Below are 21,724 nucleotides of genomic sequence, written 5' to 3' on the forward strand. Positions count from 1 at the left end.
TCCCCCTTCAGGCTTCCATCGTTTCGACGAGCGCGCGGCCTAGCCGGGCAGGACCGGGAAAATAGTCCCACTCCTGCGCATGCGGATAGGGCGTGTCCCAGCCGGTGACCCGCGCCACCGGCGCTTCCAGATGGTAGAAGCAGTTCTCCTGAACCAGCGCCGACAGTTCGGCGCCGAACCCGGATGTCAGCGTCGCCTCATGCACGATGACGCAGCGCCCGGTCTTGTTGACCGAGGCGACGATCGTCTCGAGATCGAGCGGCAGCAGCGTCCTCAGATCGATGATCTCGGCATCGATGCCGGTCTCCTCGGCTGCCGCCTGGGCGACATAGACCATCGTGCCGTAGGCAAGCACGGTGACTGCCGCACCAGGCCGCCGGATCACCGCCTTGCCGAGCGGCACCGTGTAATGGCCATCGGCGACTTCGCCGAGCTCATGTTTCGACCATGGCGTTACCGGCCGCTCGTGATGACCGTCGAAGGGGCCATTGTAGAGCCGCTTCGGCTCCAGGAAGATCACCGGGTCGGGATCCTCGATCGCCGCGATCAGCAGGCCCTTGGCGTCGTGCGGATTGGACGGAACCACAACCTTCAGGCCGGAGACGTGGGTGAACAGCGCCTCCGGGCTCTGGCTGTGGGTCTGGCCGCCGAAGATACCGCCGCCGGTCGGCATTCTCACGACGATCGGGCAGGTGAAATCACCGTTCGACCGGTAGCGCAGCCGCGCCGCTTCCGAGACGATCTGGTCATAGGCCGGATAAACATAGTCGGCAAACTGCACCTCGACGCAAGGCTTCAGCCCGTAGGCGGCCATGCCGATGGCCGCGCCGACAATGCCGGATTCGCTGATCGGCGCATCGAAGCAGCGGCTCTTGCCGTATTTCGCCTGCAGGCCCTGGGTGCAGCGGAAGACGCCGCCGAAGAAGCCGACATCCTCGCCAAACACGATGACGCGCTCGTCGCGCGCCATCGACACGTCCATAGCGTCGCGGATCGCCTCGATCATGGTCCGCCGCGGCATGGTCAGACCCCTGCCTGTTGGCGCTGGCGCCTGAGATGCGGCGGCATCTCGGCATAGACGCCCTCGAACATGTCGCGCGCCGAGGGCTTGCCGCCGGCATGCAGCGTGCCGTGACGCTCGGCCTCCCGCTGCGCCGAAATCACCGTGTCGAGGATTTCCGCCTCGGCCTGGGCGTGGCGTTCGTCCGACCAGACGCCGCGCTGGATGAGATGGTTCTTCAGCCTGACGATCGGGTCGCCGAGCGGCCAGGCATCGGACTCGGCCTTCGGCCGGTAAGCCGACGGATCGTCGGAGCTCGAATGGGCGCCGACGCGGTAGGTGACGTATTCGACCAGCGTCGGCCCGAGATTGCTGCCCGCCCGTTCCGCCGCCCATTTGGCCACCGCATGGACGGCGAGATAGTCGTTGCCGTCGACGCGCAGCGACGGGATGCCGAAACCGAGGCCGCGGGCGGCAAAAGTGCCGGAGCCGCCGCGGGCGATGCCTTGGAAGGTCGAAATCGCCCACTGGTTGTTGACGACGTTGAGCACGACCGGCGCCTTGTAGGTCGAGGCGAAGACCAGCGCCGAATGGAAATCGGATTCGGCGGTCGAGCCGTCGCCGATCCAGGCGGCGGCGATCTTTGAATCGTTGCTTATCGCCGAGGCCATCGCCCAGCCGACCGCCTGGATGTACTGCGTCGCCAGATTGCCGGAGATCGAGAAGAAGCCGTGCTCCTTCGACGAATACATGATCGGCAATTGCCGCCCTTTCAGCGGATCCGCCTCGTTCGAATAGATCTGGTTCATCATCGTGACCATCGGGTAGCCGTCGGCGATGAGCAGGCCAGCTTGCCGATAAGTCGGAAAGTTCATGTCGCCCCGCGACAGCGCCTTGCGGAAGGCGCAGCTCACCGCCTCTTCGCCGAGATGCTGCATGTAGAAAGAGGTCTTGCCCTGGCGCTGCGCCATCTGCATGCGTGCATCGAAGCTGCGCAGCGTCACCATGTGGCGCAGCCCCTCCAGCAACTCCTCGTCCGAAAGCAGCCCTGCCCACGGCCCGACCGCCTCGCCGGCGCGGTTGAGCACGCGGATGATCGAGAAGGCCAGATCGCGGATGTCGCGCGGGTCGACGTCGATCTTCGGGCGGGGCACCGAGCCAGCTTTTGGAATGCTCACATTGGAGAAATCCGGCGTCCCGCCCGGCCGCACTTCCGGTTCCGGAACATGGAAGCGCAGCATTCCGGCATCGGCCATGATCTCGGTCCTCCACTGTTGCCCGGCCAAGATATTTGCACACCGCCAGACCAGTGCCAATTCGTCGGGCGAGGCTTGTCTGCCGCTGGCTACTGCCCGCGGCAGACAAGATGGAGATATGTCAGCGAAATTTCTTGTCGATCTTCCGCGCCGGCGCGCAATTTGGGGAATGGTTCGGCTGATCTGGTGCAAGAGGAGTGAATTCCTGCGGCAAGAGTCCTCTGTCGAGTTTCATCTTATCCCCCTCTGTCCTGCCGAAGGCTCGCGGCATCATTTCAGCTTGGGTTCATCGCCCCCACGAAAGTGGGGGAGAGGTGGCTCGGCGAAGCCGAGACGGAGAGGGGGAACCGCGCTCTACGAAAAGGCCCCCTCTCCGGCCGCTTCGCGGCCACCTCTCCCCCGCTTCGCGGTGGGCGAGGAACCCAAGTCTTGAAAGGCCGGCCTCTCCGCGCCTGTCACTGTGCCCTGAAACAATACGCTATCCTCGTTCACCCAGCGCCTGCGTCATGCTAATCAGCGCCCATGGCACAGAAGAAAGCATACGAGGTCGATGCATGGCTCGCGAAGCCGGATCCGCGCGTCTCGATCGTGCTGCTTTACGGTCCCGATCGCGGGCTGGTTGCCGAGCGGGCAAAGGCCTTTGCCGGCAAGACCGGCCTGCCGCTTGACGATCCGTTCTCAGTGGTCAGGCTGGACGGTTCGGAGGTCGATCGCGACGAGGGCCGCCTGCTCGACGAGGCCCGCACCGTGCCGATGTTTTCCGAGCGGCGCCTGCTTTGGGTGCGCAATGCCGGCGCCCAGAAGGCGCTTGCCGACGACGTCAAGGCGCTGACCGCCGAGCCCGCGCGGGACGCCATCATACTCATCGAGGCCGGCGACCTGAAGAAGGGCGTCGGCCTGCGCGCCGTGGTGGAGGCGGCGGACAATGCCATGGCATTGCCTTGCTATGCCGATGAAGCCAGGGATATCGATACGGTCATCGACGACGAATTGCGCAAGGCCGGCATGTCGATGACACTGGAGGCCCGCCAGGCGCTGCGCCGCAATCTCGGCGGCGACCGGCTGGCCTCGCGCGGCGAGATCGAAAAGCTTGTCCTTTATGCGCATGGCCAGCCCGAAATCGGCCTCGACGACGTCAAGGCGACGTCTGGCGATGTCTCCGGCCTCTCCTTCGACGCGGCGGTCGACGCCCTGCTCGAAGGCAGGATCGCCGACTTCGACACCGCTTTCACCCGCCATTGCCAGTCTGGCGGCCAGCCCTTCCTGGTGCTGTCGTCGGCGATGCGGCAGTTGCAGGCGATTCAGGCGATGCGTGGCCAGATGGACGCCGGCGGCCGCAATGCCGCTTCGGTCGTTGCCGCGGCGCGCCCGCCGGTTTTTTTCTCGCGGCGCAAGCTGGTGGAGAAAGCGCTCGAACGGTGGAGCAGCGAAGCGCTCGGCCGCGCCCTCAACCGCCTGCAGACGGCGGTGCTGCAGACACGCCGGCGGCCGGATCTGTCGGTCGCGCTGGCACGCCAGGCGCTGCTCGGCATTGCCGTGGAGAGTGCAAGGCTGGCGCAGCGCACCTGATCTCCCCCCTTGAGGGGGGAGATGTCGCCGAAGGCGACAGAGGGGGTCGCAGCGCGTGGAACACCAGCCCCTTCCGCGACGACAGATGACGTGGGCGCTTGATGTGAGACGACCCCTTCTGGCCTGCCGGCCATCTCCCCCGCAAGGGGAGATTAACTACTTCGACGATTTCGCCAATCACCGGCGCGGCGGCAGCCACACTTTGTTTGCCGGCTAAAGGCCTCGACGTCTTAGCAACCCACTACTCCCGCTTCAGCCTTCGGCACAATTCATCCAGCTGCTCCAGCGTCCGATAGGCGACGCTGATCACGCCGCCGCGCTGGTTGTGCTCGATCGTAACGATCATGCCGATCGTATTGGTCATCAATTTTTCCAGCGCCAGCGTGTCGGCATCCTTTTGCGGCGGTGCTGCGGGCTGGCGCTTTGCCGCCGGCGCGCCGACCGGCATCTGCGCCAAAGCTTCGGCCTGGCGCACCGAAAGCCCCTCGTCGATGATCCGCTTGGCAAGCCCAGCCGGGTCGTCGGCCGTCACCAGGGTACGGGCGTGGCCGGCCGAGAGCGCGCCGTCGACCAGCATGTCGCGAATGACGTCAGGCAGCTTGAGCAGTCTCAGCGTATTGGCGACATGGCTGCGGCTCTTGCCGATCACCTGGCCGAGATCGGCCTGCGTATAGCCGTGGTCGTCGATCAGCTGCTGGTAGCCCAATGCTTCCTCGACCGGGTTGAGGTCGGTGCGCTGGACGTTTTCGATGATCGCCAGCTCTAGCGCCGTGCGATCATTGACGTCGCGTACGATGATCGGGATTTCGGTCAGCCCGGCGCGTTGCGCCGCGCGCCAGCGACGCTCGCCAGCGATGATCTCGTAGCGACCCGACTGCGTTTTCGATGGCCGCGCCACCACCGGCTGCACCACGCCATGCTCACGGATCGACTGGGCGAGGTCAGTCAGGTCGGCATCGCCAAAATGCCGGCGCGGGTTCTTCGGGTTGGGACTGAGGAACTCGATCGGCACCTTGCCGTCGGCCGCCAGCCCGGGCTTTTCCGGTGCCGCCGGGCGATCGATTTCGCCGATCAGCGCTGCCAGTCCCCGTCCCAGTCTTTTTCTCGAAGGGTCTTCGTTCATCGTCCGTCCAGATCGTTTCGGTATCGAATCGGCTTATTGTTCAGGCGGCACGCAATTTGCGCTCGCGGCGGATGACTTCCGATGCAAGCTGCAGATAGGCCTGGCTGCCCGAGCATTTGAGGTCGTAGAGGATCGCCGGCTTGCCATAGGACGGCGCCTCGGAAACGCGGACATTGCGCGGGATGACGGTTTCATAGACCTTGTCGCCCATATGGGCCCGGACATCCTGCACCACCTGGTTGGCGAGATTGTTGCGCCCGTCGAACATGGTCAGCACGATGCCCTGGATCGTCAGGTCGGGATTGATGGAGCGGCGCACCTGCTCGACCGTCTCCAAAAGCTGGCTCAGACCCTCCAGCGCGAAAAACTCGCACTGCAGCGGCACCAACACCGAATCGGCCGCGGCCATCGAATTCAGTGTCAGCAGATTGAGCGAGGGCGGGCAATCGATCAGCACATAGCCGAAATTGGCCGAGCGCTCGGCCGAGGCCCGCAGCGCGTTGCGCAGCCGCAGAACCCGATCCGGCGCCGAGGCGATTTCCATCTCGATACCGAGCAAGTCGAGCGTCGACGGTACGATCGACAGGCCTGGCACCGCCGTCGGGATCGCCGCCGCTTCGAGATCGAGTTCGCCGGTCAGCACATCATAGGACGAGACGGTGCGGTCGCGCCGGTCGATGCCGAGCCCGGTGCTGGCATTACCCTGCGGGTCGAGGTCGACGATCAGCACCTGTTCGCCTATGGCCGCCAGCGCGGTGGCCAGATTGATTGCCGTTGTCGTCTTGCCGACGCCGCCCTTCTGGTTGGCGACGGTGATGATTCGGGGGCCGTTCTTCATCATGGGTCTATGCCAGAAATTCATTGGGGTCGCCGGTCACAAGCCAGGGTGCTGTCGCAAGTCGGATAGTTCGAGAATGACGCCCTGCGCGTCGGTTGCACTGGCATGTTCTACCAGATCGAAAGACCATCGTTGAGCGCTTTCTGCCACTTCGGCGCGGTAATCCCGGCCTTTGTGAAACAGGCCGCTCGCGCCCTTGGTCAGCCACGGTGCCGCCAGGTCGAGCAAGTCGGACAGCGAGGCGAGTGCTCTGGCTGTGACGATTTGCGGTGCAGGAACAAGAGGATAGCTGTCATCGATGCGGCGCGCGATGACCTTGGCGGGCAGATTGAACTGTCCGACGACCGCCTGCAGGAACGATGCTTTCTTCCGGTTGCTTTCAACCAGGTCGATACCGGCGCCTTCCCGCTCGGCAAGCAAAAAGGCCAGCACGAGGCCGGGAAACCCGCCGCCGGAGCCGAGATCGACCCAGCGCTTCGCCTCTGGCCTGATTCGCGCCAGCTGCGCGCTGTCGAGGATGTGGCGGCGCCAGACATCGTCCTGCGTCGATTGCGCGGCGAGATTGATCCGGCGGTTCCATTTCTGGAAGACGGCCTCGAACTCGACCAGACGATCGAATGTTTCACGTGAAACCGGGCCCGCTGCCGCTTGCAGGCTCGCCCAGGACGCAGCGCTCACGCGACCTGCTTTCGCGCGGCCGCCTCGGCATTGCGCACATGCGCGACAATAATCGCCAGCGCCGCCGGCGTCATGCCTTCCATGCGTTGCGCATCGGCAATGGAGCGCGGCTGGCGTGCCAGCATCTTCTGCTTCAACTCGTTCGACAGGCCGGGAACAGAAGCAAAGTCGAGCGACTCCGGAATAAGCCGGCTCTCCTCATGCCTGATCTGCGAAACATCGGCCTGCTGGCGGTCGAGATAGACAGAATATTTGGCTTCCGTTTCAAGACGTTCGGCCGTTTTGCTGTCGATCGCCGCGAAAGCCGGCTCGATGCGCGCCAGCCAGGCGATGTCGACGCCGGGATAGGCCAGCAACTCATAGGCCGAGCGACGGACGCCGTCCCGGTTGATCTCGAGCCCATGGCGCGCCGCCTCATTGGGTGTCATGGTGGTGCCGAGGGCGAGCTGTCGCGCCTTCTCAAGGCCTTGCACGACATTGTTGAACCGCTGCATCCGCTCCGGCGAGGCGATCCCCAGCCTTATCGCCAGCGGCGTCAGCCGCTCATCGGCGTTGTCGGCTCGCAGCGACAGCCGGAACTCGGCCCGCGAGGTGAACATGCGGTACGGTTCGGCGATGCCGCGGCTGGTCAGATCGTCGACCATCACGCCGATATAGGCTTCGGTGCGGCTCAGCACGATTTCGTCGCTCGCCGACGCCTTGCGCGCTGCATTCAAGCCGGCAAGCAGCCCTTGCGCGCCGGCTTCCTCGTAGCCCGTTGTGCCGTTGATCTGGCCGGCGAGGAAAAGCCCGGCGATCCGCCTGGTCTCCAGCGTTGGCTTGAGCTCGCGCGGGTCGACATGGTCATACTCGATGGCATAGCCCGGCTGCAGCATGGTTGCCCGCTCCAGCCCCGGAATGGTCATCAGCATGTCGAGCTGCACGTCTTCCGGCAGCGAGGTCGAGATGCCGTTCGGGTATACCGTGTCGTCGTCCAGCCCTTCCGGCTCCAGAAAGATCTGGTGGCCTTCGCGGTCGCCGAACTTGACGATCTTGTCTTCGATCGACGGGCAGTAGCGCGGCCCGACGCCTTCGATTGACCCCGAATACATGGCCGAGCGGCCGAGATTGGCGCGAATCAGCTCATGCGTGGCATTAGTCGTGCGGGTGATGCCGCAATGGATCTGCGGGTTTTCGATGCGCTCGGTGAGCAGCGAGAACGGCACGGGATCTTCGTCCGCCGCCTGGCTCTCCAGTGACGCCCAATCGATTGTCCTGCCATCCAGCCGCGGCGGCGTGCCGGTCTTCAGCCGCCCAAGTTTGAAGCCGGCGCGGCTCATCGTCGCCGACAGGCCGATGCTCGCCTGTTCGTTCATGCGGCCGGCGACGATCTTCTTCTCGCCAATATGGATCAGCCCGCGCAAGAAAGTGCCGGTCGTCAGCACCACGACGCCGCAGGCGAGCCTGCGACCGTCCGCCAGCAGCACCGCCGCGATGGGTCCGATTTCCCCGGCATCGATTTCGAAGTCCAGCACCTCGCCTTCGATGACATCGAGGCCGGCCTGTTGGCGGATTGCCGCCTGCATGGCGAGCCGATAGAGCTTTCTGTCCGCTTGCGTGCGGGGACCACGCACCGCCGGCCCTTTGCGGCGGTTGAGCAGGCGGAACTGGATGCCGGCCGCATCGGCGACGCGTCCCATCAGCCCGTCCATGGCGTCGATCTCGCGAACCAGATGGCCCTTGCCGAGGCCGCCGATCGCCGGATTGCAGGACATCACGCCGATCGTGTCGAAGCGCAGCGTCACCAACGCCGTCCTGGCGCCAGCCCGCGCAGCGGCACTGGCTGCCTCGCACCCAGCATGACCGCCGCCCACTACAACCACATCATAGTGATTGGTCATTTCAGAATCCCGAATTCAAGTGGACCGACACATGTCCCCGGAGACACGCGCTGTCAAGGACAGAGGTCGCTGTCTTCTCCTTCTCCCCTTGTGGGAGAAGGTGGATTGGCGCGCAGCGCCAAGACGGTTGAGGGGTGTTGGACGGAGTGCCGTGAGTGCCAAGCTGGAGCGCCCCTCATCCAACCGAGCCTCGCTCGGCCACCTTCTCCCACAGAAGGGGAGACGCACGAGCGGAATCGTTTCACGTGAAACAGTACCCACCCCTGCTCCTGCGCCGTGTTTCACGTGAATCACCGCCGGTGTGCTGCTTCCCAAATGTTTCACGTGAGTCATTTCCCAATGCAGAACTGCGAAAAGATCACATCGAGCAAGTCCTCGACATCGACCGCCCCGACGATTCGTCCGAGCCGATCCGCCGCGAGGCGCAGTTCCTCGGCCCGCAGTTCCTGCCCGCGCGCGCCCCCCGTGACAGCTGCAACCAGGAAGCGTTTCGTCTCGTTGAGCAGCTCGACGTGGCGCAGCCGCGACGGCAGGATATCGCCGGCCTGGCCGATCTGCGCCGCGGCGCGATGGCCGATCTCCGCCAGCAGTTCGGCCAGGCCGGTGCCGTCCAGCGTCGAGATAGCGAAATCATAGTGCGAGGCGGGCGAGGGTGACTTGCCGCCCAACAGGTCAATTTTTGTTCCGACCCTCAGCGCCGGCATGTCGCCCGGCAGCACACCGATCGCGACTGGCTCCGCCAGGTCCTCCAGCAGCAACAGCAGATCCGCACTGTGCGCCTTGGTCCTGGCCTTCTCGATGCCGATCGCCTCGATCTTGCCGGGCGCCTCGCGCAGGCCGGCGGTGTCGGTTACCCTGACCCGCACCCCTTCCAGGTCCAGGACCACCTCGAGCAGGTCGCGTGTCGTGCCGGGCTCGTCGGTGACGATGGCCGCTTCGCGCCGCGCCAAGGCATTGAACAGGCTGGATTTGCCGGCATTAGGGGCGCCGAGGATCACGACTTCGAACCCGTCGCGAATGATTTCGGCAGCGCGGAAGCCGGCGACATGGCGCCCTATTTCCTCGATCATCGCTCGGACATCCGACCAGACCGTATCGGCGACCGAGCCCGGCACGTCATCCTCGTCGGCAAAGTCGATCTCGGCCTCGATCATCGCGCGGGCGTGGATCAGCCGTCGGCGCCAGCCCAGATAGAGGTCGCTCTGCACGCCTTCGGCGTTGTGCACGGCAAAGCGCCGCTGCGCCTCGGTTTCGGCGTTGATGAGATCGGCCAGCGCCTCGGTCTCGACCAGATCGAGCTTGCCGTTGAGAAAGGCGCGGCGGGTGAATTCGCCAGGCTCGGCATGCCTGACGCTGTCGAAGGATGCGATGGTTTCCAGCATCTTCGCCACGACGGCGCGCCCGCCATGCACATGGAACTCTGCAACGTCCTCGCCGGTAAAACTGTCGGGACCGGCAAAGAAGACGACCAGGCCGCTGTCCAGCACCGATCCGTCGGGCGCCCGGAGCTTGCGATAGGTGGCAACGCGGTTCGGCACCGTCGATCCGGCAATCGTTTCGATAGCGAATCGACTCTGCGGTCCTGAAATCCGGATCACTGCAATGCCGGCCGGCAGGCGCCCGCTCGACAGCGCCACGATGGAGTCTTTTGAAATCATTTGCCCGCTCTGCCGAAGCGCCCTAGCTATGCCTGTTCAATCCGCCATCGAGTAGCGCCGTTGACATTGCCTGCACAAAACCTGCTCGCCGAAGAGGCCAGCCCCTATCTGCAGCAGCACAGCGGCAATCCGGTGCACTGGCGGCCATGGTCGCCCGCCGCTTTGGCCGAAGCAAAGGCGCTGCAGCGTCCGATCCTGCTCTCTGTCGGCTACGCCGCGTGCCATTGGTGCCACGTCATGGCGCATGAGAGCTTCGAGAACGACGACGTCGCCGCCGTCATGAACCGTCTCTTCGTCAATATCAAGGTCGACCGCGAGGAGCGCCCCGACATCGACCAGATCTACATGGCGGCGCTGTCCTCGATGGGCGAGCAGGGCGGCTGGCCGCTGACCATGTTCCTGACCCCGGACGGCAAGCCGTTCTGGGGCGGCACTTACTTTCCCCGCGAGGCCCGCTACGGGCGGCCAGGCTTCGTCCAGGTGCTGGACGCGGTCGACAAGGCCTGGCGCGAGAAGAAAGAAAGCGTTAACCAAAGTGCCGACGGTTTGACTACGCATGTCGAGACGCGGCTGGCGGGCAGCCATGGCAACGCCGTGCTCGACCGCGGCATGCTGGCGAACCTCGCCAACGGCATTGACCGCATGATCGACCGCGATTTGGGCGGTCTGCGTGGTGCGCCGAAATTCCCCAACGCGCCCTTCATGCAGAGCCTCTGGCTCTCCTGGCTGCACGACGGCGCCGCTTCCCACCGCGACGCCGTTCTCCTCAGCCTCAAAAAGTTGCTGGCCGGCGGCATCTACGACCATATTGGCGGCGGCCTCAGCCGCTACTCGACCGACGCCGAATGGCTGGTCCCGCATTTCGAAAAAATGCTCTACGACAATGCCCAGCTCATCCGCTTGTGCAATTGGGCCTATGCGTCAACCGGCAGGGAATTGTTCCGGCTGCGAATCGAAGAGACGATTGCCTGGCTGTTGCGCGAAATGCGGGTCGAGGGCGATGCCTTTGCCGCCAGCCTCGATGCCGATAGCGAGGGCGAGGAGGGGTTGTTCTACACCTGGAGCAGGGATGAGCTCGAAGCAGCCCTCGGCGACGATTCAGCGTTGTTTTTCAAATACTTCACGCTTGCCGGCCCGCATGGCTGGGAAGGCAAGCCGATCATTTGCCAGACTGATGCTCAACAGGCGCAAAGCGTCGTCGATCGTGACCTGCTGGTTCCGCTCAAGCAAAGGCTGCTGGCAGCGAGGGCACAGCGCGTTCGGCCGGGGCGTGACGGCAAGGCCCTGACCGACTGGAACGGCTTGATGATCGCAGCCCTTGCCGAGGCCGGACGGTCGCTTGGCCGATCCGACTGGATCGAAGTGGCGGCGGCGGCCTTTGCCGTCATTGCGGGCGCCGGACGTGACAATCGCCTGCCGCATTCGATGCTCGGCGCAAAGAAGCTGTTTCCGGCTCTGTCGAGCGACTATGCCGCCATGGCCAACGCCGCCATCTCACTGTTCGAGGCGACCGGCAATCCCGACTATATCGATCGCGCCGGGAACTTCATTGAGCAACTCGATCTCTGGCACCGGGACAGCGACAAGACCGGCTACTATCTGACCGCGTCCGACAGCGCGGATGTGCCGATCCGCATCCGCGGCGATGTCGACGAAGCCATTCCTTCCGCTACCGGCCAGATCATCGAAGCCCTGGTCCGATTGTCGTCGCTTTCGGGCAATCTCGATCTCTGGGAGAAAGCCTGGACGGTCGCAGAGCACGCGGGCGGGCGGGCGGAGCACCAGGGCTACGGCCAGGCCGGAATAGTCAATGCCTGTGCCCTGGCACTGGAGCCGCTGAAACTGGTGATCGTGGATACACCGGAGAATCCAAGGCTTGTTCCGGTTGCGAATCGAAATCCGGACCCTCGTCGGGTGGACATCGTCGTGCCTGTTGGCGCGGCGACAAATCTGCCGGCCTTGCCGGGTGGCGTCCTGCCGCCAACGGCCGAGCCCGGCGCCTGGCTGTGCACCGGGCAGGTCTGCCTGCCGGTGGTGACGGAAGCTGAAGAGCTGGAAGGGTTATTGCGGCGGTGATGGACCTGGCGCCCTTTCTCTTCTCCCCTTGTGGGAGAAGGTGGATTGGCGCGTAGCGCCGAGACGGATGAGGGGTGTTGGACGGAGTGCCGTCGTTGCCAAGCTGGAGCACCCCTCATCCGACCGAGCTTCGCTCGGCCACCTTCTCCACAAGGGGGAGAAGGCCCGCAACCTTACGTATTCATCGAATCGAAGAAATCCGCGTTCGTCTTGGTCTGCTTGAGCTTGTCGATGAGGAACTCGATGGCGTCGGTCGTTCCCATAGGCGCCAGGATGCGGCGCAGCACGAAGATCTTCTGCAGGTCCTGGCGCGGAACCAGAAGGTCCTCCTTGCGGGTGCCGGATTTGAGGATGTCCATGGCCGGATAGATGCGCTTGTCCGCCACCTTGCGGTCGAGCACGATTTCCGAATTGCCGGTGCCCTTGAACTCTTCGAAGATGACCTCGTCCATGCGGCTGCCGGTGTCGATCAGCGCCGTGGCGATGATGGTCAGCGAGCCGCCTTCCTCGATATTGCGGGCAGCACCGAAGAAGCGCTTCGGCCGCTGCAGCGCGTTGGCGTCGACACCACCGGTCAGCACCTTGCCGGACGACGGCACGACGGTGTTGTAGGCGCGGCCGAGGCGGGTGATCGAATCCAGCAGGATGACGACGTCGCGGCCGTGCTCGACCAGGCGCTTGGCCTTCTCGATGACCATTTCGGCAACCTGGACGTGGCGCACCGCCGGCTCGTCGAAGGTCGAGGAGACGACCTCGCCCTTCACCGAGCGCTGCATGTCGGTGACTTCCTCCGGCCGCTCGTCGATCAGAAGCACGATCAGGTAGCATTCCGGATGGTTGGTGGTGATCGAATGGGCGATGTTCTGCAGCAGCACCGTCTTGCCAGTGCGCGGCTGCGCCACGATAAGCGCGCGCTGGCCCTTGCCGAGCGGCGCCACCAGGTCGATGACGCGTGCCGAAATGTCCTTGGAGGTCGGAACCTCCATTTCCATCTTCAGCCGTGAGGTCGGATAAAGCGGCGTCAGATTGTCGAAATGGATCTTGTGGCGGATTTTTTCCGGGTCGTCGAAATTGATCGTGTTGACCTTGAGCAGCGCAAAATAGCGCTCGCCCTCTTTCGGGCTGCGGATCGGCCCTTCGACCGTATCGCCGGTCTTCAGCGAGAACCGTCGGATCTGCGACGGTGAAATATAGATGTCGTCGGGGCCTGGCAAATAGTTGGCATTGGCGGAGCGCAGGAAACCAAAACCGTCCTGCAGCACTTCGACGACGCCGTCGCCGATGATCTCGATATCCTGGGTCGCCAGTCTCTTCAGGATCGCGAACATCAGCTCCTGCTTGCGCATGACGCTGGCGTTCTCGACCTCGAGCGATTCCGCATAAGCGATCAGCTCTGGTGGTTTCTTGTTCTTGAACTCTGTGAGTTTCATTTCTTGCATCATTAGACGGACTCTGAGTAAGCTTTGGGAAAAATATCGGCGGGATGCGACAAATGCCGGGCGCGGCCGAAGCGATAAATGGGCGGCGCATGACGGGAAGGAAGACCCGTCTTTTATCGTCGGTCGGTTGAAAGAGCAAGCCGCCTTTTGCGGGCAACCGAAGACGTCAGAACGGTTTCACGATAACCAGGACGACGATGACGATCATCAGCAATGTAGGGATCTCATTGACGATCCGCCAGTGCCTTGCCGATTTTTCATTGCGGTCTTCGGCAAATTTCCGGACGGCGCCGGCGAGATAGCCATGCACGGCCGACAGGCCAACCACCGCGGCGATCTTGGCATGCAGCCAGCCGCCTTGAAAACCAAAGCCTTTCCAGGCAAGCCACAGGCCGAATGCCCAGGTGATCACCATTGCCGGATTGATGATGCCGCGCAGCAGGCGGCGCTCCATCACCTTGAAAGTCTCCGACTGGACGGAGCCTTTTTCGGCATCGGCATGATAGACCAGCAAGCGCGGCAGATAGAGCATGCCCGCCATCCAGGAGATGACGGCAATCACATGGATCGCCTTCGCCCAGGGATAGAAATCATCGGGCCCGAAGAGAAACAGCAGCCCGGCCAGCACCAGGAAGACGGCGATCGCAATTGCCGCGCGGCGCATCGCCCCTCGACCGCTTTTGGTGCTGTTCGCATTGTCTGCGCCCATCATCGTCACGATGCGCCCCGCACCAGTTTGACCATCTGCTCGACATGCGCCAGCGGCGTCTCCGGCGTGATGCCGTGGCCGAGGTTGAAGATCAGCGGCCCGTCGCCCAGCGCCTCCAGGATCGCCGCTACGCCGTCGGCAAGCGCCTTGCCGCCGGCTACAAGCCTCAGCGGATCGAGATTGCCCTGCACGGCGCCGTCACGCTGCAATTCCTTCGCCGTCGACAAGGGCACGGTCCAGTCGAGGCCTAGCCCGGCCACGCCGGTCTTCTGGCGATAGCTTCGATAGTGATCTCCGGCACCCTTGGGAAAGCCGATGATCGGAACATTGGGATGGACAGCCTTCACTTGCCGGACGATCTCGGCCACCGGCTCGACGCAGAACAACTCGAAAGACGCTTCGTCGAGCACGCCGGACCATGAATCGAAGATCTGCACCACGTCGGCGCCGGCTTCGATCTGCCGGATCAGATAGGCAGCCGAATGATCGGCGAGCACCTTCAGCAGCCGAAGAAAGGCCGCCGGCTCGCGATAGGCGAACAGCCTGGCCGGTGACTGGTCGGGCGTGCCATGGCCGGCGATCATATAGGTCGCCACCGTCCAGGGCGCACCGCAGAAGCCGATCAGCGTCGTTTCATCAGGCAGTCTGGCGCGCAAGCGCCGCACCGTCTCGTAGACCGGCTCGAGATTCACGTGAAACGCTTCGCCGTCGAGAGCCGCAATTTCCGTAGCCGTGATCGGCGTCAGCAGCGGGCCGCGTCCTTCCTCGAAGCGCACGTCGCGGCCAAGCGCATGCGGCACGACAAGGATGTCGGAAAACAGGATCGATGCATCGAAGCCGAAGCGTTCGATCGGCTGCAGCGTCACTTCGACGGCGAGATCCGGGTCGTAGCAAAGATCTAGGAAGGATCCGGCCCGTCTCCTTGTCTCCCGGTATTCCGGCAGGTAGCGGCCGGCCTGGCGCATCATCCAGACCGGTGGCGGAAACGCCGCCTTGCCTCTCAACACGTCCAGCACGATCCGGTCTTGAGGCATTGAGCGCTCGCCTTTCCAGGCTTCCCTATAATTAAATATTCTATTTTTAGGAATCTTATGATTCTAAGAGTCTGTTGGTTGTGGTGGTTGTCTCCTGTCCCGCTTTGCCTTGGAAAAGACCAGCCAGCATATTGTCGCGCGCTTCTCCAATGGGATTGCAGGACTTTGTGGAAAGTCGGGAATTTACGACTGGAGTCAATGCGTTGCCGCCAGGCCGGGGAAATTGCCCCTGTGGATGACGCGAAGGCAAAAAGCTCCGTCCCCGGACTTGTCCCCAACCGTCCGGAGAAGCCGACAGCACATCGAATTGTGGACAAACCGGCATCTGATACAGTCGCTTCGCGGTGGCCGAGTTTTCCGCCCGGCTTATCCACATCGGCCCACAGCCTGGAATGTATCCTGTGAACAAACCGCAGAGCTTCTTTCACCTTCACCTGATTTCCGACGCCACCGGCGAAACGCTGCTGGCAGCCGGCCGCGCGGCTTCCGCGCAATACAAGGACGCGCGCGCCATCGAACATATCTACCCGCTCATCCGCACCGAAAAGCAGGTGACGAAGGTGTTCGAGGACATCGAGGAGGAGCCGGGCATCATCCTCTACACGGTGGTCGACCAGAAGCTTGCGCGTGGCATCGACGAACGCTGCGCGGCGATGGGCCTGCCTTGCGTCTCGGTGCTGGAGCCGGTGCTGACGGTGTTCCAGTCCTATCTCGGCACGCCGGCCGGCCGCCGCGTCGGCGCCCAGCATGTGCTGGACGCTGAATATTTTCGCCGTATCGACGCGCTCAATTTCACGATGGAGCATGATGACGGCCAGCTGCCGGCCAATATGGACGATGCCGATATCGTGCTTGTCGGCATCTCCCGCACTTCGAAGACGCCGACCAGCATCTATCTCGCCAATCGCGGCATCAAGACCGCCAACATTCCGATCGTGCTCGGCGTGCCGGTGCCCGAAAGCCTGGTCAATGCCAGGAGGCCGCTGATCGTCGGCCTGGTCGCCACCGCCGAACGCATCTCGCAGGTCCGGCAGAACCGCATTCTCGGCACGAGCGCCTATGAGCCGACCGATTATGTCGACCGCGCCGCGATCGCCGAAGAGCTCACCTATGCCCGCCAGATATGCACGCGGCATGGCTGGCCGATGATCGACGTCAGCCGCCGTTCGATCGAGGAGACGGCGGCGGCGATCGTTGCCCTGCGCGGCAAGACGCGCTAGGGTTTGGGCGCTTGCGCTGTGGGTGGTCCTTCCTTCTCCCCTTGTGGGAGAAGGTGGCCGAGCGAAGCTCGGTCGGATGAGGGGTGTTCCAGCTTGGCACCGACGGCGATCCTTCCAACACCCCTCAACCGTCTTGGCGCTGCGCGCCAATCCACCTTCTCCCACAAGGGGAGAAGGCAAGAGCAGGCGAAAAGAATGGCCGAAAAAATTATCCTTGCCTCGGGCAGCCCGTTCCGCAAGGCGCTGCTCGTCAATGCCGGCGTCACTGTCGAAGCGGTTCCGGCTTCTGTCGATGAGCGCGCGCTCGAGGCGCCGCTGCAGAATAGCGGGGTGTCGCCGGAGGACGTCGCCCTGGTGCTCGCCGAAGCCAAGGCCACCGACGTCAGTGAGCGCAAGCCCGGCGCTCTGGTGCTCGGCTGCGACCAGACGCTGTCGCTCGGCGACGAGCTGTTCCACAAGCCGGCCGACATGGAAGGGGCGCGCCGTCATCTGCTGGCGCTGTCCGGCAAGACGCATCACCTCAACAGCGCCGTCGTGCTCGCCCGTGACGGCCAGGTCCTGTGGCGGCATGTCGGCATCGCCAGCCTGACCATGCGCAAGCTCGATCCGGCCTTCATCGGCCGCCATCTGGCGCGCGTCGGCGCCAAGGCGTTGTCCAGCGTCGGCGCCTACCAGATCGAAGGCGAAGGCATCCAGCTGTTCGAAAAAATCGAAGGCGACTATTTTACCATTGTCGGCCTGCCGCTTTTGCCGGTGCTGGCCAAGCTGCGCGAGCTCGGGGCGATCGATGGCTGAGGCCTCGAAAAAAGCCTTCGTCACCGGCCACCCGATCGCGCATTCCAGATCCCCGAAGATCCACGGCTACTGGCTGGCGAAATACGGCATCGACGGCGTCTACGAGGCCATTGACGTTGCACCGGAAGCGTTTGCCGAATTCCTGCAGACGCTGCAGGCACAAGGCTATCGCGGCGGCAACGTTACCATCCCGCACAAGGAAGCCGCCTTCGCACTGGTGGCGCGCCGCGACGACGCGGCCGAACAGATCGGTGCGGTCAATACACTCTGGTTCGAGGATGGCGAATTGTGCGGCGGCAATACCGATGCGCATGGCTTTGCCGCCAATCTGGACGAGTATGCACCGGGCTGGGCGGCCAACGGCCCCGCCGTGGTGCTCGGCGCCGGCGGCGCCGCTCGCGCGGTTATTCATGCGCTGAGGCAACGCGGCGTCAGCGACATCCGCATCGTCAACCGAACGCTTGCGAGGGCGCAGGAGCTGCGCGACCGCTTCGGTGCAGGCGTCTCCGCACACAACATCGCGGCGACCGGCGAATTGCTCGAGGATGCCGGCCTGCTGGTCAACACGACAGCCCTCGGTATGCATGGCAATGATGGCCTGTCCGCCGATCCGGACAGACTGCCGGACCGCGCCATCGTCACCGACATCGTCTACGTGCCGCTGGAGACGCCGCTGCTTGCCTCGGCCATAGCGCGCGGCCTGAGAACCGTCGACGGGCTAGGCATGCTGCTGCACCAGGCGGTGCCCGGCTTCGAGCGCTGGTTCGGCATCAGGCCAGAAGTCACAGCCGAACTGCGGCAAATGATCATTGCCGATATCGGCGCGATAAAATGATCGTGCTCGGCCTCACCGGATCGATCGGCATGGGCAAGTCGGCCACGGCCAAGATGTTTGCCGAAGCCGGCGTGCCGGTCCATGATTCCGACGAGGCGGTGCATCGGCTTTATGCCGGCAAGGCCGCGCCCTTGATCGAGGCGGCCTTTCCCGGGACTACCCGATCCGGTGCGGTCGATCGCACAAAGCTGGCGGAGCGGGTGCTCGGCGACGGCGCCGCCCTGAAACGGCTGGAAGCTATCATCCATCCGCTGGTCCGTGCCGATGCCGATGCGTTCCTGGCTGAAAATCGTGCCGCCGGCGCGCCGCTTGCCGTGCTCGATATACCGCTGCTGTTCGAGACCGGCGGCCGGAACCGCGTCGACAAGGTCGTGGTCGTCACCGCGCCGCCCGAGGTCCAGCAGGCCCGCGTGCTGGCGCGGCCGGGCATGAACGAGGAGAAACTGGCGTCGATCCTGGCCAGGCAGGTTCCTGACGCCGAAAAGCGCCGTCGCGCCGACTTCGTCATCGACACCGGTCGAGGCTTTGACGCCGCTCGCGCGGCCGTCAAGGCCATCATTGCCGAACTAGTCGTGGATAAGGCAGCCAGGCCTGGTTAATAGGCTTGCAGCCCACATTACTTGTTGCCATTTTGTTCCGGGTGTGATTCGGCTAGAATGATGCCGGAACCAGTGGACTGATTCGATGCGTGAGATCATCTTCGATACGGAAACCACCGGCCTCGACACGCGCGAGGACCGCGTCATCGAGCTTGGCGGCGTCGAGTTGGTCAACCGCTTCCCGACCGGCCGAACCTTCCACAAATATATCAACCCGCAGGGCCGCCAGATCCATCACGAGGCGCAGGCCGTGCACGGCATCAGCGCCGCCGATCTTCAGGGCAAGCCGACTTTCATGGAGATCGCCGAGGAGTTCCTCGCCTTCATCGACGGCGCCAAGCTTGTCGCGCACAATGCCGGCTTCGACATCGGCTTCCTCAATCTCGAATTCGGCCGGCTTGGCCATCCGGCCATCGATCCGGGACGGATCGTCGACACGCTGGCGCTGGCGCGCCGCAAGCATCCGATGGGCCCCAATTCGCTCGACGCGCTCTGCCGCCGCTATGGCATCGACAACGGCCGCCGCACCAAACACGGCGCGCTGCTCGATTCGGAATTGCTGGCCGAGGTCTATATCGAGCTTATCGGCGGCAAGCAGGCCAGCCTCATCCTCGACAGCATCATGACGCCGGCGGGAGGCAGACAGAATGTCGACGATATCGATATTTCGATCGGTGTGCGGCCGATCGCCTTGCCGTCGCGCCTGACCGACGCCGAGCGCGCAGCGCACGCGGGCATGGTTGGCACATTGGGCGAAAAGGCGCTCTGGCTACGCGTCGCCCCGGAAGCGAGTTCCGCGGCATAGTTATTGCCGATCGGCAGCTAACGTCGATAGTCCCGTTCGGTGGAAGTCGCCAAGCTTCGAGATTTGCCACTGAAGAGGAGTCACCGGCGTTCCGTCCCGATGAGAGCACAGCCTGTCCCGCCGGCGTCTCAAACAAAAAACCCGGCGCGAGGCCGGGCTTTTCAACGACGGAGTGACGCCGCCTTCAGCTCACCTTGACCTTGGCGGCGGCAGCCTGGTCCTCGGCCAGCTTCTGCTGGAACATCTGCGCGAAATCGATCGGATCTAGCATCAGCGGCGGGAAGCCGCCATTGCGTGTTGCCTCGGCGATGATCTGCCGGGCGAACGGGAACAGCAGCCGCGGGCATTCGATGAACAGGATCGGCAGCATGTGCTCCTGCGGGAAGCCGCTGATGGCGAAGACGCCGCCATAGACCAGCTCGACGTTGAACAGCACTTCCTGGTCGAACGACGCTTTTGCGTTCAGCGTCAAATTGACATCGAACTGCTTGTCCGAAAGCGGGTTGGCGTTGACGTTGACGTTGATGGCGATTCCGGGAGCCTTGTCGCGGCCGCGCAACGAGTTCGGTGCGCCGGGGCTTTCGAAGGACAGGTCCTTCACATATTGCGCAAGCACGTTGAGCGAAGGCTGCGCCGCATTCCCATTACCGTTGGCTGCGCCGGTCGGCGCGTCGTCGTTGCTGGCCATAAGCTGTGGTCCTTTTGCCTGGGCAGCGTTGCTGACCGGATTGAAATTCGGGCGTTCGCTATCATGGCCGGCACGACAAGACAAGTTTGCAAAAGACGCCGGTTGCCTCGCGGCTACTCGTCCTTGAGGCGGCGCCAGGGAGAATCCGGTCCGCGCGTATGGTCGTCGGCGCGCGAATAGTCGCCGTCGTCGAGATCGATGGTCTTGCCGCGTTGCCTTGCCCGCAAACCACCGCCGAAATCGGTTGCCAGCACGATGCGGCCTTTCAGCATCCGCCAGGCAAAATCGCGCACTGGCGGTAGGAACAGCAGAATGCCGAAAATATCCGAGATGAAGCCGGGGATGATCAAAAGGATCGCTGCCAGCACGATCATGGCGCCATGCGCAAGCTGGCCGCTCGGGTCACGCCCGGCATCCATTTCGGCACGGACCCTGGCCATGACGCCAAAGCCCTGGTGCCGCAGCAGCAGGGCGCCGGCGACACTCGAGGCCAGCACCAAGCCAACTGTCGCCAGCGCGCCGACCTGGCGGCCGACAATGACGAAACCGGCTATCTCCAGCAGCGGAAGCGCGAGAATGAACAGGGGAAGCAGCGGGATACGCAAATCTTGACCGATCGTTTTCGATGTTGTGCCGGCCGGCGAGCAATCGCCGCTGGCACCAGAGCTGTTAGATAGGTATGGCTGCCTTTGATTTGAATGATTGCGCCATGCGTTCTATATGCTTTGGATACTGAACGCTATGTGATCGCGGCCCTTGCTTGGCCGCTGGTCCGGCCAAAGCAGGGATTGATTGGCGCAAGATATGGGCTTCTTCGACTTCGGCACGATTTTCTTTCTGATTGCGGCGGTGGTGATCTTTTTCCAGCTGCGCAACGTGCTTGGCCGACGCACGGGCAACGAGCGCCCGCCCTTCGATCCATATACGGCAGCGCGCAAAAACGACAAGGATGCCGCCCAGAAACCTGAGAACGTGGTTTCGCTGCCGCGCAAGCGGCTGGCGGGAGAGCCGGCGGCCGACACCTATGTGGCGATCGATGCCTTTGCCAAGCCCGACACCGATCTCAACCGGGGCCTGCGGGCGATCAAGGACAATGATCCGACCTTCGATCCGAAGACCTTCGTCGACGGCGCCAAGATGGCTTATGAGATGATCGTCATGGCCTACGCCGATGGCGACCGCAAAACCTTGAAGAACCTTTTGTCGCGCGAGGTCTATGACGGCTTCGTCGCGGCCATCGGCGACCGTGAGGCGAAAGCCGAAAAGATCCAGTCCTCCTTCGTCGGCATCGACAAGGCCGACATCGTTTCGGCCGAAATGAAGGGCAGCGAGGCGCACATCACGCTGCGCATCGTCAGCGAGCTGATTTCGGCGACCCGCGACAAGGCCGGCGCCGTCATCGACGGGGATCCCGAGACCGTCGCCGAGGTCAAGGATGTCTGGACCTTCGCCCGCGACACGCGCTCGCGCGATCCGAACTGGAAGCTCGTCGCCACCGAAGAAGAAGACTGAACTGGACGGC

At 63.6% G+C, this 21,724-nt stretch carries 20 protein-coding genes; 8 read left to right on the plus strand and 12 right to left on the minus strand.

Annotated elements, in window-relative coordinates; all coding sequences use genetic code 11:
• Window positions 1-7 precede the first annotated feature (7 nt).
• Complete coding sequence (locus AC0L2Y_RS03615) at window positions 8-1,021, minus strand: alpha-ketoacid dehydrogenase subunit beta (protein WP_292665092.1); 1,014 nt, start codon at window positions 1,019-1,021, stop codon at window positions 8-10.
• Between the two features lie 2 nt (window positions 1,022-1,023).
• Entirely contained in the window at window positions 1,024-2,256 is a 1,233-nt protein-coding gene (locus AC0L2Y_RS03620; RefSeq protein ID WP_473553891.1) for a thiamine pyrophosphate-dependent enzyme, read from the minus strand.
• A gap of 522 nt (window positions 2,257-2,778) precedes the next feature.
• Between AC0L2Y_RS03620 and holA the strand changes: the two genes are divergently transcribed.
• Window positions 2,779-3,825 (plus strand): DNA polymerase III subunit delta, encoded by a 1,047-nt coding sequence (holA, locus tag AC0L2Y_RS03625; RefSeq protein WP_352566900.1) that lies wholly within the window; start codon window positions 2,779-2,781, stop codon window positions 3,823-3,825.
• A 241-nt stretch (window positions 3,826-4,066) separates the two neighbouring features.
• Here holA and AC0L2Y_RS03630 read toward each other — a convergent pair whose 3' ends face one another.
• The 5 genes from AC0L2Y_RS03630 to mnmE all read right to left on the minus strand — a co-directional run bounded on the left by AC0L2Y_RS03630 (window position 4,067) and on the right by mnmE (window position 10,002).
• The gene (locus AC0L2Y_RS03630; protein ID WP_292659678.1) at window positions 4,067-4,948 is read right to left on the minus strand and encodes a ParB/RepB/Spo0J family partition protein; all 882 of its coding nucleotides are present in this window, start codon (window positions 4,946-4,948) and stop codon (window positions 4,067-4,069) included.
• Window positions 4,949-4,988: 40 nt separating this feature from the next.
• Window positions 4,989-5,789 (minus strand): ParA family protein, encoded by an 801-nt coding sequence (locus tag AC0L2Y_RS03635; protein WP_084642633.1) that lies wholly within the window; start codon window positions 5,787-5,789, stop codon window positions 4,989-4,991.
• 33 nt (window positions 5,790-5,822) lie between these two features.
• Window positions 5,823-6,464 carry a 16S rRNA (guanine(527)-N(7))-methyltransferase RsmG gene (rsmG, locus tag AC0L2Y_RS03640; RefSeq protein WP_473553894.1) on the minus strand — a complete coding sequence of 214 codons (642 nt, stop codon included), beginning with the start codon at window positions 6,462-6,464 and terminating at the stop codon, window positions 5,823-5,825.
• The gene (gene mnmG, locus AC0L2Y_RS03645; RefSeq protein WP_473553896.1) at window positions 6,461-8,344 is read right to left on the minus strand and encodes a tRNA uridine-5-carboxymethylaminomethyl(34) synthesis enzyme MnmG; all 1,884 of its coding nucleotides are present in this window, start codon (window positions 8,342-8,344) and stop codon (window positions 6,461-6,463) included. The genes rsmG and mnmG overlap by 4 nt, the downstream gene beginning before the upstream one ends.
• Before the next feature lie 329 nt (window positions 8,345-8,673).
• The gene (gene mnmE, locus AC0L2Y_RS03650; protein WP_473553898.1) at window positions 8,674-10,002 is read right to left on the minus strand and encodes a tRNA uridine-5-carboxymethylaminomethyl(34) synthesis GTPase MnmE; all 1,329 of its coding nucleotides are present in this window, start codon (window positions 10,000-10,002) and stop codon (window positions 8,674-8,676) included.
• Between the two features lie 60 nt (window positions 10,003-10,062).
• On the opposite strand from mnmE, the gene AC0L2Y_RS03655 reads away from it, so the two are divergent.
• The gene (locus AC0L2Y_RS03655) at window positions 10,063-12,078 is read left to right on the plus strand and encodes a thioredoxin domain-containing protein (protein WP_473553900.1); all 2,016 of its coding nucleotides are present in this window, start codon (window positions 10,063-10,065) and stop codon (window positions 12,076-12,078) included.
• Window positions 12,079-12,251: 173 nt separating this feature from the next.
• Here AC0L2Y_RS03655 and rho read toward each other — a convergent pair whose 3' ends face one another.
• The 3 genes from rho to hemE form a co-directional block, all read right to left on the minus strand.
• Entirely contained in the window at window positions 12,252-13,517 is a 1,266-nt protein-coding gene (rho, locus tag AC0L2Y_RS03660; protein WP_023675925.1) for a transcription termination factor Rho, read from the minus strand.
• A gap of 166 nt (window positions 13,518-13,683) precedes the next feature.
• Complete coding sequence (gene hemJ / locus AC0L2Y_RS03665; RefSeq protein ID WP_473553902.1) at window positions 13,684-14,181, minus strand: protoporphyrinogen oxidase HemJ; 498 nt, start codon at window positions 14,179-14,181, stop codon at window positions 13,684-13,686.
• Between the two features lie 50 nt (window positions 14,182-14,231).
• Window positions 14,232-15,260, minus strand: coding sequence for a uroporphyrinogen decarboxylase (hemE, locus tag AC0L2Y_RS03670; RefSeq protein WP_473553904.1), 1,029 nt, complete (start codon window positions 15,258-15,260; stop codon window positions 14,232-14,234).
• Window positions 15,261-15,661: 401 nt separating this feature from the next.
• Here hemE and AC0L2Y_RS03675 point away from each other — a divergent pair, with 401 nt between their 5' ends.
• The 5 genes from AC0L2Y_RS03675 (at window position 15,662) to dnaQ (ending at window position 19,514) form a co-directional block, all read left to right on the plus strand.
• Window positions 15,662-16,480 carry a pyruvate, water dikinase regulatory protein gene (locus AC0L2Y_RS03675; RefSeq protein ID WP_352458816.1) on the plus strand — a complete coding sequence of 273 codons (819 nt, stop codon included), beginning with the start codon at window positions 15,662-15,664 and terminating at the stop codon, window positions 16,478-16,480.
• A 195-nt stretch (window positions 16,481-16,675) separates the two neighbouring features.
• Window positions 16,676-17,275 carry a Maf-like protein gene (locus AC0L2Y_RS03680; RefSeq protein ID WP_473553906.1) on the plus strand — a complete coding sequence of 200 codons (600 nt, stop codon included), beginning with the start codon at window positions 16,676-16,678 and terminating at the stop codon, window positions 17,273-17,275.
• A complete protein-coding gene (locus AC0L2Y_RS03685) occupies window positions 17,268-18,110 on the plus strand; it encodes a shikimate dehydrogenase (protein WP_473553908.1) in 843 nt (280 codons plus the stop codon). The genes AC0L2Y_RS03680 and AC0L2Y_RS03685 overlap by 8 nt, the downstream gene beginning before the upstream one ends.
• Window positions 18,107-18,709 carry a dephospho-CoA kinase gene (coaE, locus tag AC0L2Y_RS03690; protein WP_473553911.1) on the plus strand — a complete coding sequence of 201 codons (603 nt, stop codon included), beginning with the start codon at window positions 18,107-18,109 and terminating at the stop codon, window positions 18,707-18,709. The genes AC0L2Y_RS03685 and coaE overlap by 4 nt, the downstream gene beginning before the upstream one ends.
• Window positions 18,710-18,794: 85 nt before the next feature.
• Entirely contained in the window at window positions 18,795-19,514 is a 720-nt protein-coding gene (gene dnaQ, locus AC0L2Y_RS03695; RefSeq protein WP_473553913.1) for a DNA polymerase III subunit epsilon, read from the plus strand.
• 184 nt (window positions 19,515-19,698) lie between these two features.
• Here dnaQ and secB read toward each other — a convergent pair whose 3' ends face one another.
• Together secB and AC0L2Y_RS03705 are read right to left on the minus strand one after the other, a co-directional pair.
• Entirely contained in the window at window positions 19,699-20,202 is a 504-nt protein-coding gene (gene secB / locus AC0L2Y_RS03700) for a protein-export chaperone SecB (protein ID WP_292659655.1), read from the minus strand.
• A gap of 113 nt (window positions 20,203-20,315) precedes the next feature.
• Window positions 20,316-20,807, minus strand: a complete 492-nt coding sequence (locus AC0L2Y_RS03705) for an FxsA family protein (protein ID WP_473553915.1) — start codon at window positions 20,805-20,807, stop codon at window positions 20,316-20,318.
• A 199-nt stretch (window positions 20,808-21,006) separates the two neighbouring features.
• Here AC0L2Y_RS03705 and AC0L2Y_RS03710 point away from each other — a divergent pair, with 199 nt between their 5' ends.
• A complete protein-coding gene (locus AC0L2Y_RS03710; protein ID WP_473554189.1) occupies window positions 21,007-21,714 on the plus strand; it encodes a Tim44/TimA family putative adaptor protein in 708 nt (235 codons plus the stop codon).
• The last annotated feature ends 10 nt before the right edge of the window (window positions 21,715-21,724 follow it).

Source organism: Mesorhizobium sp. WSM4830, assembly GCF_055811495.1.